The organism is Barnesiella sp. An22, assembly GCF_002159975.1.
Lineage (GTDB): Bacteria > Bacteroidota > Bacteroidia > Bacteroidales > Barnesiellaceae > Barnesiella > Barnesiella merdigallinarum.
This window is the reverse complement of the sequence record NZ_NFJR01000001.1, coordinates 307,866-321,418: the sequence shown is the minus strand read 5'-3', so window position 1 is coordinate 321,418 and position 13,553 is coordinate 307,866. Positions and strand designations below refer to the sequence as shown.

Sequence of the window (13,553 nt, the reverse complement as noted above, 5' to 3'; positions counted from 1 at the left end):
GTTATTTATTGGAGAGGACAATCGTCTGCTCGCGGTCGGGACCTACCGATACGATGTAGATAGGTACCTGCAACTCTTTTTCGAGGAAGGCGATGTACTCTTTGAATCTTTGCGGAAATTCGGCTTCGCTGTGAATCTTGGTCATGTCGGTTTTCCAGCCCGGCAGTTCTACGTATACGGGTTCGATGCCCTCTTCGATCGAGTAGGGGAATTCGGTCACCTCCTTGCCGTCGATGCGGTAGGCCACGCAGGCCTTGATGGTGTCGAAGTTGTCGAGCACGTCGCTCTTCATCATGATCAGTTTGGTCACACCGTCGATCATGATGGCATACTTCAGAGCTACCAGGTCTATCCAGCCGCAGCGACGCTCGCGACCCGTCACGGCTCCATATTCGTGACCGATGGCCCGGATGGTCTTACCGGTCTCGTCGAACAGTTCGGTGGGGAACGGGCCGCTGCCTACGCGGGTGCAGTAGGCTTTGAAGATACCGTATACCTCGCCTATCTTGCTGGGAGCTACGCCCAGACCCGTGCAGGCGCCGGCGCAGATGGTGTTTGACGAGGTGACAAAGGGATAGGAGCCGAAATCGACATCGAGCATCGTGCCTTGTGCTCCTTCGGCCAGAATCGACTTGCCCTCTTTCAGGTAGTTGTTGATGACGTGTTCGCTGTCGATGATGCGGAAGCGTTTGAGGTATTCGATGGCTTCGAACCACTTGGCCTCCAGCTCGTCGATGTTGTATTCGTAGTTGAGCGAACGCAGTATGTTCTCATGTTTGGCTTTGGCCGTGGCATAAATCTCCTTGAAGTTGAGGAAGATGTCGCCAACCCGCACGCCGTTGCGGCTTATCTTGTCGGAGTAGGTGGGACCGATGCCTTTGCCCGTAGTGCCGATTTTCGATTTACCCTTGGCGGCCTCGTAGGCTGCATCGAGTATGCGGTGTGTGGGCAGAATGAGGTGTGCCTTTTTCGAGATGCACAGGCATTGGGTCAGGTCGTGACCGCTGGCAGCCAGGCTCTCGGCCTCCTCTTTGAAGAGGACGGGGTCCAATACGACACCGTTGCCGATGATGTTGATTTTCCCACCCTGGAAGATACCCGAGGGAATGGAACGCAATACATATTTTTCGCCCTTGAATTCCAATGTGTGACCCGCATTGGGACCTCCCTGGAAACGGGTGATAATATCATATCTGGGCGTCAATACATCGACGACTTTGCCTTTGCCTTCGTCGCCCCACTGCAATCCTAAGAGAACATCTACTTTCATAACTTAGTGTGTTTCGTGAATGTTTAAATTGGGTTTATTTTTTTTCGTTTTTGTCTTTCTCTTTTTTGCTCTTCTGGTTACACCGGCTGCAGATGCCATAGACATAGAGGGTGTAGTACGATGTGGTGAATTTGTTGAATTTACGGGTGTTCAGGCTCGACATCAGGTCCAGGTCTTTCACTTCGCGCACCTTGCCGCACTTGATGCAGATAAGGTGATGGTGGTTGGTATTGTATACCCGCTCGTATTGGGCCAGGTTGCCGCCGAACTGATGCTTGCGCACCAGGTTGGCCTCGAGCAGCAGATCTATCGTGTTGTAGACGGTTGCTTTGCTCACCCGGTATCCGTTCTCGATCATGGCTTCGTACAGTGTCTCTACATCGAAGTGCTGGGTAGTGGTATATATTTTTTCCAATATGGCAAACCGCTCGGGAGTCTTACGCAATTTTCGGGCTTCCAAGAATTGTATAAACAACTGTTTTACAGTTTCTTTCGATTTTTCTTCTGGCATGATCAAAAACCTATGTTACAAATTTAGCGATTTTTGCATTACAAGCAAAACAAAATCAGCGGGAATCGCGGCCCGAAAATTCGCGGTACAGCGTCTGCTCTTCGGTCAGCGTGTCGAGCAGTGGTTGGGCCGCTGTGTCGGCCTTGGCCTTGGTCTGTAACAGGGGCAGAATGTGGGCAGCCAACGCGTCGTTGTGCATGGCTTGTTTCAGCAGGTTGACGGCAGCAAAAGCCCGGTTGTCGCGCTGCCCCGTGGCCTGGGCAATGGCGGCATCGATGACCGGCCCGAGGTTCGAGGCTTCGGTGTTTTCGGGGTGAGCGACGAGCCAGGCGGTAGCCAGTTGGAAGGCGGTGTATTGGGTCAGCGGCCGGTCGCTGCAACTCCATTCGCAAGCCTTTTGCCGTGCGAAAGGAAGCCGGCTGAAGAGGAATTTGCAACAGATGTCGGCCACCTCGGTGTTGGGCATGGTCTCCACCCAACGATTGGCCTCGGCCTCGGTGAACTCGTCGATCGGATAGACCAGCGGGGCCAGCATCATCGACTCGCGCACGGCTGTGTCGGCCCACAAGGCGTTGGCCAGTTGGGCATCGGTCGGGGTTTCGGCGGCAATCCGTTTCAGCAGGGGCAGGGTGAGCCCGAAGTTTATTTTGTAGTCGGCACCTTGGCTTCTCATGTTGTGCGACACGATGCCGTTCATGGCATGCCGGAATTTGATTTTTATCTCTTTGAGTTTTTGTTGCATGACGATTTCAGAATTTTTCCGCAAGATACGAATTAAAAACAAGGGAGCACACAAGATAGTTGGCAAAAAAAACTCGGCCCGGCATTTTGGAAATGTCGGGCCGAGCGGGTTATCGGGATAAGAACTTATTTCTTAACCGGGAAGGGTGTGCAGATGGGCAGCGGCGAGTAATCTTTCGAGTATCTCAGCATCTGCTCGGCATAACCTTCGTTGTACGAAATCTTGATGTCGGTAATGTTGCCGTTGGCATCGGTAACCGGCGTGTATACGGGGTTGACAAATCCCTTGTAGGGAGCGATGTGCAGGTTCTCGTAACGGGCCAGAACCTCTTTGTGCAGTTCGGGGTCGACGATGACACCATATTGTTCAACCAGATTTTTACCGCTCTCGTAGTCGCCTTCCGATTTGATGCGTTGTACTTCGGCCAACAGTTGTCCGAGGAGCGTGCGCAGTTTCTCGTAGTCGTTCACTACCACGTAGGTCTTGCCGTCGCGTTTGGCAAACTCGATTACCTTGTCGGCTTTGCCGTGCTCATAGGCCCAGCGGGCGATGAGCTGACGGTTGCGCATGTGCGATTCTTCGATATTCTTGCCCGGCTCGATGCGGGTGAGCTGAGTCATCAGACCGTTCATCATGTATTGATAGTAAGCAGCTTTGTAAGCATCGGGCGAGGGGAGCAGACCCAGTTCCAGAATTTTGGAATCGGCCATGTAGTAGAGAGCGAAGAGGTCGGCACGAGCCTCCTCGAGCGTAGAGCTGTAAGCCTTCAGGGCATCGGGGTCTACACCGGGGAGCAGCTTGCCCGAACCGTGACCCAGGCACTCGTGCAGGTCGGTGTGCAGGTTGTCGGCCTGGAGCAGATATTTGTTGATAAGGTCGCGCTCGGTGTCGCTCCATACGAACTCGTCGTTGAATCCGTTACCCTGGGCAGCCTTCTCGTAAGCCTCGGTAATGTTTTCGATGGTTACCGACTTGGAGCCGTGCAGGTGGCGAATCCAGTTGGAGTTGGGCAGGTTGATACCGATCGGTGTCGAGGGGTAGCAGTCGCCGGCCAGCATGGCAGCGGTGATGACCTTGGCCGATACACCCTTTACCTCCTCTTTCTTGAAGCGGGCATCTACCGGCGAGTGGTCTTCGAACCATTGGGCGTTTTCGCTGATGGTGTGGGTGCGTTTCGAGGCTTCGAGGTTCTTGAAGTTGACAATCGACTCCCAGCTGGCTTTCATGCCCAGCGGGTCGCCGTAGGTCTCGGTAAAGCCGTTTACGAAGTCGACTTGCGAATCGAGGTCTTTTACCCACAGGATAGCGTACTCGTCAAAGTCTTTCAGGTCGCCTGTCTGGTAATATTCGATGAGTTTCTCGATGACCTGTTTCTGTTGGTCGTTCTCGGCTACGCCGGCTGCTTTCTGCAACCAGAATACGATCTTTTCGATAGCTTCGGTGTAGAGGCCGCCTACTTTGTAGGTCTCTTCCATAATCTTGCCGTCGCGTTTTACCAGACGGCTGTTCAGTCCGTAAGAGATGGGAGTCTCGTCTTTGGGGTCCTTCATGTTGCTGTAGAAGGCCTCGGCTTCGGCTTGGGTTACCCCGTCGTAATAGTTGCAGGCCGAGGTGGCGATGAGGTCTTCGCCGGCAGCCTGGTTCACCCGTTTAGGCATGACCGTAGGGTCGAAGATAACGGGCACCAGCGTATTGAGGAGGTCGTCGACCGTAGCACCTTCGGTGAGCGGCAGTTTCTTCGGGTCGAGCGATTTCACGGCATCGACAAAGAACTCTTGCGAGAAACCGGGCACGAATTTATCGCATCCGTAGTGGTGGTGGATACCGTTGGAGAACCATACCCGTTTCAGGTATACTTCGAAGTTCTTGAAGTCTTCGCTTTGGCGGTCGCCGGTATAGTCCTGATAGATTGCTTCGAGGGTACGGCGGATAGCCAGGTTCCATTTTCCGTTCTGGTCATAGAGAATGTCCCGACCGTAGGCGGCAGCCTCGGAGAGGTAGTAGACCAGCTCTTTCTGTTGAAGTGTCAACTCTTCGAATCCCGGTACTTTGTAGCGCAGGATTTCCAGATCGGCAAACGACTCTACGGTGTAGTCGAAGTCGTCTTTCTTTTCTTGGGTAGCACACGAGGCCAAGATTAGCAATGAAGCCATGGTACAAACGATTTTTTTCATATAATGTGATTTTGAAATTGGTTTATTCTACATAGAGAACCAGCCCTTTCAGGTATTCGCCTTCGGGGTGGTAGATGTTTACGGGGTGGTCGGCCGGCTGGGTGAGCTGGTGCAGGATGCGCACGTTGCGCCCCGTCTGTGCCGCCGCGCTGAAGACCGCCAGCCTGAAATTCTCCTTGCTTACCACCTGCGAACAGGAGAAGGTGAAGAGGATGCCGCCCGGGCGAATCTTCTCGATGGCCTTGGCATTGAGCTTGCGGTAGCCTTGCAGGGCGTTGTTCAGCACCTTCTTGTGTTTGGCGAAGGCCGGTGGGTCGAGTATGATGAGGTCGTACTGGTCGCCCATGGAGTCGAGAAACTTGAACGCATCCTCGGCAAAGGCCTGGTGACGGCTGTCGCCGGGGAAGTTCAGCTCCACGTTCCGGCAGGTGAGGTCGATGGCTTTCGACGAACTGTCGACCGAGTGCACCAGCTTGGCATTGCCTCGCATGGCATAGAACGAGAATCCACCCGTGTAGCAGAACATGTTCAACACCGAACGGCCGCGGGCATACCGCTCGAGCAGGGCACGGTTCTCGCGTTGGTCTACAAAGAAGCCGGTTTTTTGTCCGCGCACCCAGTCGACATAGAATTTCAGTCCGTTTTCGGTGGCGATGTTGGGGGCGTCGCCTCCCAGCAGATATTCGTTCTCGGCATCGAGTTCGGCCTTGTAGGGGAGGGTCGTCTCCGACTTGTAGTAGATGTTGTCGATGCGGTCGCCCAGGACGGTTTTCAACGCTTCGGCAATCTGGTGACGGGCATAGTGCATGCCCGGCGTGTGGGCCTGCATGACGGCCGTGCGGTCATAGAGGTCGACGATGAGGCCCGGCAGGTTGTCGCCCTCGCCGTGTACCAGGCGGCAGGTGTTGTTGTGCTCGTTGAGCAGTGCCAGACTGAGCCGCACGTTGTAGGCCTCTTGCAGGCGCTTCACATAGAAAGCCTCGTCGATGGTCTCGGGTTTGAACGACAGGATGCGCACGGCGATGCTGCCGATCTGATATTGCCCGACACCGATAAAGTTGCCCTGGTGGTCGGTCACTTCGACAATTTCTCCCTCTTCCGGCTGTTTCTCAAAGCGGTATATGGCGCCGGAAAATACCCACGGGTGGAAGCGGTGGAACGAATCTTCCTTACCCGGTTTCAATGTTATTTTCGTATAGTTCATAATCGGTTATTTGAAAAAGAAGCGGACGATGTCGTTTCCGTTGGCATAGATGAGCAGGGCCAGCAGGAAAATCATGCCGCACATTTGGGCATACTCCATGAATTTTTCGTTGGGCTTGCGGCGGGTTATCACCTCGTAGAGCAGGAAGAGCACATGGCCGCCGTCGAGGGCCGGTATGGGCAGGATGTTCATGAAGGCCAGGATGACCGACAGGAAGGCCGTCATGCTCCAGAACGACTCCCAGTCCCACCGCTCGGGGAAGATGCTGCCAATGGCTCCGAAGCCCCCCAGGCTTTGCGCTCCCTCTTTGGTGAAGACATATTTCATGCTGTTGACGTAGCTTGTCAGTTTGCTCACACCCAGTTCGATACCTTTGGGGAATGACTCCCAGAAGCCGTAGTGCTCGGTTACCACTTCGTAGCTTTCGACCAGGGGCGAGATGAGAATGCCCAGGTTGCCTACCGAGTCGGTGGCTACGGCCGTGGTCTGCAACGCACCGTTGCGCAGGTAGGCTACGGTCACGGTGGTGTCGCGGCGAGTCGAGAGTACCTGGTGCAGCTCGTCGAGCGACGGGGTGGCTACGCTGTCGATGGAGAGGATGCGGTCGCCCTTCAGCAATCCGGCCCGTTGGGCACCCGTATTGGCCGAGGCTTCATAAACGACCGGCGGAATGCGGTACATGGCAAACTGCTCCTCCTTGTCGATAAGGCGCAGCATGAAGTCCTTGGGTATGGCAATCGTCACCGTGTCGTTGTTGCGCAGCACCTGTACCTGCTTGGCCTCTACGATTTGCTGCAGGGTCTCGCTCGACATGAATCCGAGCTCTGCCCCGTCGGCCGTCAAGGGTATGTCGCCGTCGCGGAATCCTATCTCTTTGGCCGACTGGCAATACTCCATGCCGGCGTAGGCATTTTTGAACGGGATGTAGGTGGTGCCCCACGTATAGGCAATCATCGAGTAGATGAAGATGGCCAGGATGAAGTTGAAGACCACGCCGGCCACCATGATGAGCAGCCGTTGCCAGGCCGGTTTCGAGCGGAACTCCCACGGTTTGGGGGGCTGTTTCATCTGCTCGCGGTCCATCGACTCGTCTATCATGCCGGCAATCTTCACATATCCGCCCAGCGGCAGCCAGCCCACGCCATACTCGGTGTGGCTGTTTTTGGGCTTGAACTTGAAGAGCGAGAACCAGGGGTCGAAAAAGAGGTAGAACTTCTCGACTCGAACCTTGAACAGGCGGGCAAAGATGAAGTGTCCGAACTCGTGTACGATGACCAGTATCGAGAGGCTCAACAGGAGTTGTACGGTTTTTATGAGGAATGTTTCCATCGGCGTATACAAATTGTTTTAGCGGGTTATTGAAGCAGCGTGGTCGCATAGTCGCGAGCCAGCTGGTTGGTGTGTACGTAATCTTCGTATCGGGGCGAGGCGATGAACTCGATGTGAGCCATCGTTTCGGCCACGATGCGGGCAATGCTGGGGTAGTCGATGGCATCGTGGAGGAAGGCAGCCACGGCTATTTCGTTGGCGGCATTCATGATGCAGGGCATGTTGCCCCCCTCGGCTACGGCGTCGAAGGCATAGCGAAGCAGGGGGAACCGCTCGAGGTCGGGACGCTCGAAGGTGAGGTGGGCATACTGCTCGAGAGTGAGTTTCGAGTTGGGGCTCTCGAGTCGTGCCGGGTAGGAGAGGGCGTAGCGTATGGGCAGCCTCATGTCCTGCACGCCCAGCTGAGCCTTCACCGTACCGTCTTTGAACTGTACCATCGAGTGCACGATCGATTGCGGGTGCACGGCTATCTCTATGTCTTTGGGGTCGACGTCGAAAAGCCATTTGGCCTCAATCATCTCGAATCCCTTGTTCATCAGAGTGGCCGAGTCGATGGTGATTTTATGCCCCATGTTCCACTTGGGATGCTTGAGGGCGTCGTTTTTGGTGACGTGTTTCATCTGTTCGGCTGTCAACTCTCTGAAGGGGCCGCCCGAAGCGGTGAGGATAATCTTGTCGATGGGGTTGTCCCACTCGCCTACCAGGCATTGGAAGATGGCCGAGTGCTCCGAGTCGACGGGAATAATGGGGGCGTGGTATTCGAGCGCGAGCTGTTTGATGAGGTCGCCCGCCACAACCAGGGTCTCCTTGTTGGCCAAGGCTATGGTCTTGTGAGCCTCGATGGCGCGGATGGTCGGTCTCAGCCCCGCGTAGCCCACCATGGCGGTAACCACGATGTCGATGGGGGCAGCCTCGACGATTTGGGCTATGGCCTCGTCGCCGGCATAGACCTTGATGGGATACTCCTTCAAGGCCTCTTTCAACCGGGGGTAGTGGGCCTCGTTGGCAATGACTACCGAGTCGGGGTTGAATCGTTTGGCTTGTTCGATAAGCAGCTCTACGTTGTTGTTGGCTGTCAGGGTATATACTTCGAACAGGTCGGGATATTCGGCAACCACGTCCAGAGTCTGGGTGCCGATCGAGCCTGTCGAACCTAATATGGCTAATTGTTTTTTCATTCGGGTTAAGATGTCAGAATCCTCGGGTTAAACTATGCAAAGGTATAAAATAAAGTCCATCTTCTGCGAATCGAGGTCAGAAAGTAATATATTTTTCGGGGTCGAGCGATTGTCCCATGTGCCATAACTGAAATTCGGCTGTGCACGATTGTTTCGACGATTTGCCCTTTCCCCAGCCGGTAACGGCAATTTTCTCGCCGCCCAGCACCTTTTCGCCGATAGCTTTCAGGATGCCCGAGTTGTATTTGTAGATAGACAGATAGTTGTTGCTGTGCTGTATGGCCACCACATAGCCATAGTCGGGAGTGTATCCGGCCGAAACGATGGTCCCGTCGAGCACCGACGATACAGCCGTATTGCGCGGGCACTGCACCTCTACGCCGAAGTGTCCCGCATGCGGGTCGTAGCCCTGCACGATTTCGCCCTTCAGCGGCGTGTAGAAGAGTTTGCCGTCGATAGGGGTGGTGGGGGTAAAGACGTTGAGGGTATATTTCTCTTCCTGTTCGTACTGCTTTACATACTCTTTCATCCGTTGCGACTGGGGCAGCAGGGTATCTCTGCGGGTCGAGAGCAGACTGTCGGCCTGCTGGCCGATGGAGTCGATTTTGATTTCGCCCGTGAGTATGGCCGCGAGGTTCTCGATGTAGGCATCGCGCCGTTGCACCTCGGCAGCCAGCGAGTCGACCCGCAGGATTTTGTCGACCATCTCGATACGCTCTTCGGTCTTCAGGTAGCCGGGCAGCAGATTCCTCACCGGGGTACCTACGATAATCGAGAGTATGGCTATGACGATAAGGGCAACGAGTAGTATGGCGGTTATGATGGCTCCCGTCCGCGAGAAACAGATGGTCCACACATCCTCCAGCGAACTCTCGTTGAAGAAGGTCAGTTTGTATTTGGAGCGTTTCCGGGGAAAGAAATCGGAACTCTTTTTATTTCGTTTCATAGATTCTATGACTCTGTTTGCTACTATAAAGGTATGATATTCATCGGCTACGTGCAAATTTAGTAATTTATTACCAACCGCTATATGCTGTTTTCATTTTTTATGAGACGCTTACAAGGGCTAAATAGTATGGATTTTTCCTATTCTTTTCTCTTCGGCCGGTGAACACATTCTTTTATCCGGTTGTTTTAGGTTACAAAAACAGATAGTAGCGACGACCGGCTGCTCTCTTTTTGAACTGTAAACAGCAAAATTGTATAACTAAAACGCATGAAGATGAAAACAAAATTCTTTTTTTTAGCAGTAGCTGCGGCTACAACATCGCTTTGCGGATATGTCGAATCGGCTTCGGCACAAGCGATTATCGTCGAAGAAGATGTTTCGGTGACCGAGGTTCTGCCCGGCAAGCCTCGATACTACTCCGATAGCCATAAAAACAACTGGTTCATTTCGTTGGGTGCCGGTGGTCAGACTTTCTTGACCGAGCACACGGGCGATGCTCAATATACCTTGGCCATGAACTTTGCCGTAGGCAAGTGGATAAGCCCTTATCTGGGATTCCGTCTGTCGGCTATGGGTGGAGCCCTGCATACCAATTGGCCATTCTCCGAAGGGGTGATGACGCACATGCGTTACGCTGCAGTCTATGGCGATTTGATGTGGGATATGTTCAACACCTTCCACGGCTATAACGAGCGTCGTGTCTTCTCGATTATTCCTTTTGCCGGTGCCGGTGGTATCTATTCGTTCCACAATACGCCGTATGGCAGCAAGACCTATGCTTTCCCCATTACGGCCGGTATCAAGTTGAATTTCAGATTGTCGCACTATGTCGACTTCTTCCTCGAAGGTCGTGGCAACCTCATTGGCGACCACTTCAACGGTATTGTCGAGGGAAAAGAGGTTGAGAGTGTCGTTTCGGCTGTCGGCGGTTTCTCGATCAAGTTCGGTAAAGAGCGCTTCAAAGCTTATGATGCGTATGCCGACCAGATGATGATTAACCAGCTGAACAACAAAGTGAACCGGTTGAGAGGCCAGCTCGAGGAGTGTGAGTCGCAAGAGGTAGAGTGCCCGCCCTGTCCCGAACCGGTTGTCGAGGAGGTAACGGTTGTTGAGCCGGCCGGCTGCAACCAGGAGTTGACCGGTGTGGTACGCTTCACCATCAACAGTGCCGTGGTCTCCGACGAAGAGATGGTCAACGTCTACAACATCGCCCAGTGGCTCAAGAGCAACCCCTCGTGCAATATCTCGGTGATAGGGTATGCCGACAAGGATACGGGTACTCCCGAGTATAACAAGCAACTGAGCCAACGCCGTGCCGAATCGGTGGTAAAGCTGCTCACCGGGAAATACAACATCGATAAAAAACGGATACAAATCGTAGCTAACGGCAGCGACTCGCAACTGTATCCGAAGAACAATAACTGGAATCGCATCGTCGTCTTTGCCGGTTCGGCCCAGTGATAACAGAGTCTGTTTTTAATGCGAAAGCGGATGACCTTGTGTGCAGGTCACCCGCTTTTTGTATGTCGGTAGTGCGACTCGGTTCTGTCTTAATGTTGCTCAATCCATTTTACAATCCACTCGCCTACCTCGTGGGTGTGGCAGGTGGGGGCTCCCGGGTCGGCAATATCCTCGGTCACGATGCCGGCTTTCATCGACTCGGCTACGGCTTGCCTGATGAGGTCGGCCTCGGCTTTCAGATCGAAGGCGTATTCGAACATCATGGCGGTCGACAGAATCGTGGCCAGCGGGTTGGCTATGTCTTTGCCGGCGGCTTGCGGGTAGGAGCCGTGTATGGGCTCGAATACCGAGGTGTGCAGCCCGATCGAGGCCGAGGGCAGCATGCCCAGCGAGCCGGTGATGACCGACCCCTCGTCGGTGAGGATGTCGCCGAACATGTTTTCGGTCACGATGACGTCGAAGCTCTTGGGCCATTGAATCATGCGCATGGCGGCGTTGTCGACGAAGAGAAACTCGGTCTCTACTTCGGGATATTCGGCGGCAATCTCTTGTGTCACTTCGCGCCAGAGCCGCGAGGTGGCCAGGATGTTGGCCTTGTCGACCATCGTCACCTTCTTGCGTCGGCGCATGGCATAGTCGTAGGCGAGCTGTACGATGCGGGTAATCTCTTCGCGGCTGTACATGCAGGTGTCGTAGGCCACGCTGCCGTCTTCGCTGCGGCCTTGCGGACGGCCGAAGTAGAGGCCGCCGGTGAGTTCGCGGATGCACATGAAGTCGGCCCCGTCAATCAGTTCGGCCCGCAGGGGCGACTTGTGAATCAGCCCCGGGAAGGTGGTGATGGGGCGGATGTTGGCAAAGAGCCCCAGCTTCTTGCGCATGGCGAGCAATCCCTGCTCGGGGCGAACCTTGGCGTTGGGGTTGTTGTCGTATTTGGGCGAGCCTATGGCACCGAACAGTACGGCGTCGGAGCGCATGCACAACTCGTGGGTCGAGTCGGGGTAGGGCGAGCCGGTCTCTTCGATGGCGCAGGCTCCCACCGGGGCCGTTTCGTGCAAGATGGTGTGACCGAATTTCTTACCGACGGCCAGAGTCACGTTCAAGGCCTGTTCCACTACCTCCGGGCCTATGCCGTCGCCCGGTAATACTGCGATATGTAATTCCTTCATGCGGTTGTGTTTTAAGAGTTTGCTATGATGTGTTCCTTGTGTTCTTTATCTTCGATGAGGTTGAGCATTTTGATGGTGGCCTGTATGGCAGCCTCCATCTGGTCGGCATCGAGGCCCTGGGTTTTCAGCACGCCGCCGTTGTAGTCCCACGAGATGACGGTCTGCACGAGGGCGTCGGTGCGACCGCCCGGCGGAATGTTCACCGTGTAGTTGGTGAGCAGGGGCAGGGTGCGGCCCAGCTGCTCCTTGTAGATTTTGCGGATGGCCTTTACAAAGGCATCGTACTGACCGTCGCCGGTCGATGCCCCCTCGTACACCTGGCCGTTGATGTCGATGGCGATAATGGCTACCGGCTTGAGCCCCTGCGAGAGGTTGAGGGTGTAGTTGACCACCTTCACGTGCTGGGCGATGGTCTGGTGCTTCAGCACGTCGGAGATGATGTAGGGGAGGTCTTCGGGGGTGACCATCTCTTTTTTGTCGCTCAGCTCGACCACCCGTTGGGTAACCCGCTGTATCGATTCTTCGTCGAGCTCGATGCCCAGCGATTCGAGATTCTTGCGGATGTTGGCCCGCCCCGAGGTCTTGCCCAGGGCATACTCGCGTTTGCGTCCGAAGCGCTCGGGCAGCAGGTCGTTGTAGTAGAGGTTGTTCTTGTTGTCGCCGTCGGCATGGACGCCGGCACATTGGGTGAAGACCGACTCGCCGATAATGGGCTTGTTGGCGGCTACCCGCACACCCGAGTAGGATTCGACGATGCGGCTCACCTTGTTGAGCATGTTTTCGGTGACACCCGTCGTGGCCTTCACCTGGTCGTGCAGCACGGCCAATACACTGGTAAGAGGCGCGTTCCCGGCCCGTTCGCCCAGTCCGTTGACGGTACAGTGCACCCCCTGTATGCCGGTAAGGGCGGCTGCGAAGGTGTTGGCCGTGGCCAGGTCGTAGTCGTTGTGGGCGTGGAAGTCGAACCGCAGGTTGGGGTAGCGGCGACGCATGGCCCGGCAATACTTCAGGGTCTGGAGCGGGTTGAGAATGCCCAGCGTGTCGGGCAGCATGAACCGCTCTACGGCTTCGTTCTTCAGTGCGTCGACCAGTTGGTAGACATATTGCGGCGAGTGCTGTATGCCGTTCGACCAGTCCTCGAGGTAGAGGTTGATTTTCAGTCCGGCTTCCCGAGCCTTTCTTATGGCTGCCTTGATGTCGGCGATATGCTCCTGTACCGTCTTTTTGAGCTGGAAGGTGCAGTGCTTTTCCGAGCCCTTGCAGAGCAGGTTCATCACCCGGGCCCCGCACGAGCGTATCCACTCGATCGAGGCTCCGTTGTCGAGGAATCCCAGAATCTCTATTTTGTCGATGTGTCCTCGTTTCCGGGCCCATTCGCACAGTTGGGTGGCAGTTTCGTATTCGCCCGACGAGACTCGGGCCGAAGCTATTTCGATGCGGGGGATCTTCAACTCCTCGAGGAGCAGCCGGGCAATGCTCAATTTTTCTTGCCGGGCAAAAGATACCCCCGAGGTCTGTTCGCCGTCCCGCAGCGTTGTATCCATGATTTCTATAAACATAGGCAATCGT

The 13,553-nt window shown here is 54.9% G+C and carries 11 protein-coding genes; 1 reads left to right on the top strand and 10 read right to left on the bottom strand.

Annotation, left to right across the window (positions count from 1 at the left end; all coding sequences use genetic code 11):
* Position 1: 1 nt before the first annotated feature.
* From B5F38_RS01385 to B5F38_RS01350, 8 genes are all read right to left on the bottom strand, one after another.
* Positions 2–1,270 carry an adenylosuccinate synthase gene (locus B5F38_RS01385; RefSeq protein ID WP_087407524.1) on the bottom strand — a complete coding sequence of 423 codons (1,269 nt, stop codon included), beginning with the start codon at positions 1,268–1,270 and terminating at the stop codon, positions 2–4.
* 34 nt (positions 1,271–1,304) lie between these two features.
* A complete protein-coding gene (locus tag B5F38_RS01380) occupies positions 1,305–1,781 on the bottom strand; it encodes a Fur family transcriptional regulator (protein ID WP_087407760.1) in 477 nt (158 codons plus the stop codon).
* A gap of 55 nt (positions 1,782–1,836) precedes the next feature.
* Entirely contained in the window at positions 1,837–2,523 is a 687-nt protein-coding gene (locus tag B5F38_RS01375; protein WP_087407523.1) for a DNA alkylation repair protein, read from the bottom strand.
* Positions 2,524–2,648: 125 nt separating this feature from the next.
* The gene (locus B5F38_RS01370) at positions 2,649–4,697 is read right to left on the bottom strand and encodes a dihydrofolate reductase (RefSeq protein WP_087407522.1); all 2,049 of its coding nucleotides are present in this window, start codon (positions 4,695–4,697) and stop codon (positions 2,649–2,651) included.
* 22 nt (positions 4,698–4,719) lie between these two features.
* On the bottom strand, positions 4,720–5,901 hold the full coding sequence (locus tag B5F38_RS01365; RefSeq protein ID WP_087407521.1) for a class I SAM-dependent rRNA methyltransferase: 1,182 nt from the start codon (positions 5,899–5,901) through the stop codon (positions 4,720–4,722).
* A 6-nt stretch (positions 5,902–5,907) separates the two neighbouring features.
* A complete protein-coding gene (gene rseP, locus B5F38_RS01360; RefSeq protein ID WP_087407520.1) occupies positions 5,908–7,230 on the bottom strand; it encodes an RIP metalloprotease RseP in 1,323 nt (440 codons plus the stop codon).
* A gap of 26 nt (positions 7,231–7,256) precedes the next feature.
* On the bottom strand, positions 7,257–8,408 hold the full coding sequence (locus B5F38_RS01355) for a 1-deoxy-D-xylulose-5-phosphate reductoisomerase (protein WP_087407519.1): 1,152 nt from the start codon (positions 8,406–8,408) through the stop codon (positions 7,257–7,259).
* A gap of 76 nt (positions 8,409–8,484) precedes the next feature.
* The gene (locus B5F38_RS01350) at positions 8,485–9,354 is read right to left on the bottom strand and encodes a peptidoglycan DD-metalloendopeptidase family protein (RefSeq protein WP_087407518.1); all 870 of its coding nucleotides are present in this window, start codon (positions 9,352–9,354) and stop codon (positions 8,485–8,487) included.
* A gap of 276 nt (positions 9,355–9,630) precedes the next feature.
* On the opposite strand from B5F38_RS01350, the gene B5F38_RS01345 reads away from it, so the two are divergent.
* Complete coding sequence (locus B5F38_RS01345) at positions 9,631–10,818, top strand: OmpA family protein (protein ID WP_087407759.1); 1,188 nt, start codon at positions 9,631–9,633, stop codon at positions 10,816–10,818.
* Positions 10,819–10,907: 89 nt separating this feature from the next.
* On the opposite strand, the gene leuB is transcribed toward B5F38_RS01345, so the two are convergent.
* Together leuB and B5F38_RS01335 are read right to left on the bottom strand one after the other, a co-directional pair.
* Entirely contained in the window at positions 10,908–11,984 is a 1,077-nt protein-coding gene (leuB, locus tag B5F38_RS01340; protein ID WP_087407517.1) for a 3-isopropylmalate dehydrogenase, read from the bottom strand.
* Positions 11,985–11,995: 11 nt separating this feature from the next.
* The gene (locus tag B5F38_RS01335; protein WP_162611664.1) at positions 11,996–13,543 is read right to left on the bottom strand and encodes an alpha-isopropylmalate synthase regulatory domain-containing protein; all 1,548 of its coding nucleotides are present in this window, start codon (positions 13,541–13,543) and stop codon (positions 11,996–11,998) included.
* Positions 13,544–13,553 lie beyond the last annotated feature (10 nt).

What these genes read in the sequence shown, in the direction of transcription:
- B5F38_RS01385 (WP_087407524.1), bottom strand. Translation starts at nt 1,270, where the DNA reads ATGAAAGTAGATGTTCTCTTAGGATTGCAGTGGGGCGACGAAGGCAAA.
- B5F38_RS01380 (WP_087407760.1), bottom strand. Translation starts at nt 1,781, where the DNA reads ATGCCAGAAGAAAAATCGAAAGAAACTGTAAAACAGTTGTTTATACAA.
- B5F38_RS01375 (WP_087407523.1), bottom strand. Translation starts at nt 2,523, where the DNA reads ATGCAACAAAAACTCAAAGAGATAAAAATCAAATTCCGGCATGCCATG.
- B5F38_RS01370 (WP_087407522.1), bottom strand. Translation starts at nt 4,697, where the DNA reads ATGAAAAAAATCGTTTGTACCATGGCTTCATTGCTAATCTTGGCCTCG.
- B5F38_RS01365 (WP_087407521.1), bottom strand. Translation starts at nt 5,901, where the DNA reads ATGAACTATACGAAAATAACATTGAAACCGGGTAAGGAAGATTCGTTC.
- rseP (WP_087407520.1), bottom strand. Translation starts at nt 7,230, where the DNA reads ATGGAAACATTCCTCATAAAAACCGTACAACTCCTGTTGAGCCTCTCG.
- B5F38_RS01355 (WP_087407519.1), bottom strand. Translation starts at nt 8,408, where the DNA reads ATGAAAAAACAATTAGCCATATTAGGTTCGACAGGCTCGATCGGCACC.
- B5F38_RS01350 (WP_087407518.1), bottom strand. Translation starts at nt 9,354, where the DNA reads ATGAAACGAAATAAAAAGAGTTCCGATTTCTTTCCCCGGAAACGCTCC.
- B5F38_RS01345 (WP_087407759.1), top strand. Translation starts at nt 9,631, where the DNA reads ATGAAAACAAAATTCTTTTTTTTAGCAGTAGCTGCGGCTACAACATCG.
- leuB (WP_087407517.1), bottom strand. Translation starts at nt 11,984, where the DNA reads ATGAAGGAATTACATATCGCAGTATTACCGGGCGACGGCATAGGCCCG.
- B5F38_RS01335 (WP_162611664.1), bottom strand. Translation starts at nt 13,543, where the DNA reads ATGTTTATAGAAATCATGGATACAACGCTGCGGGACGGCGAACAGACC.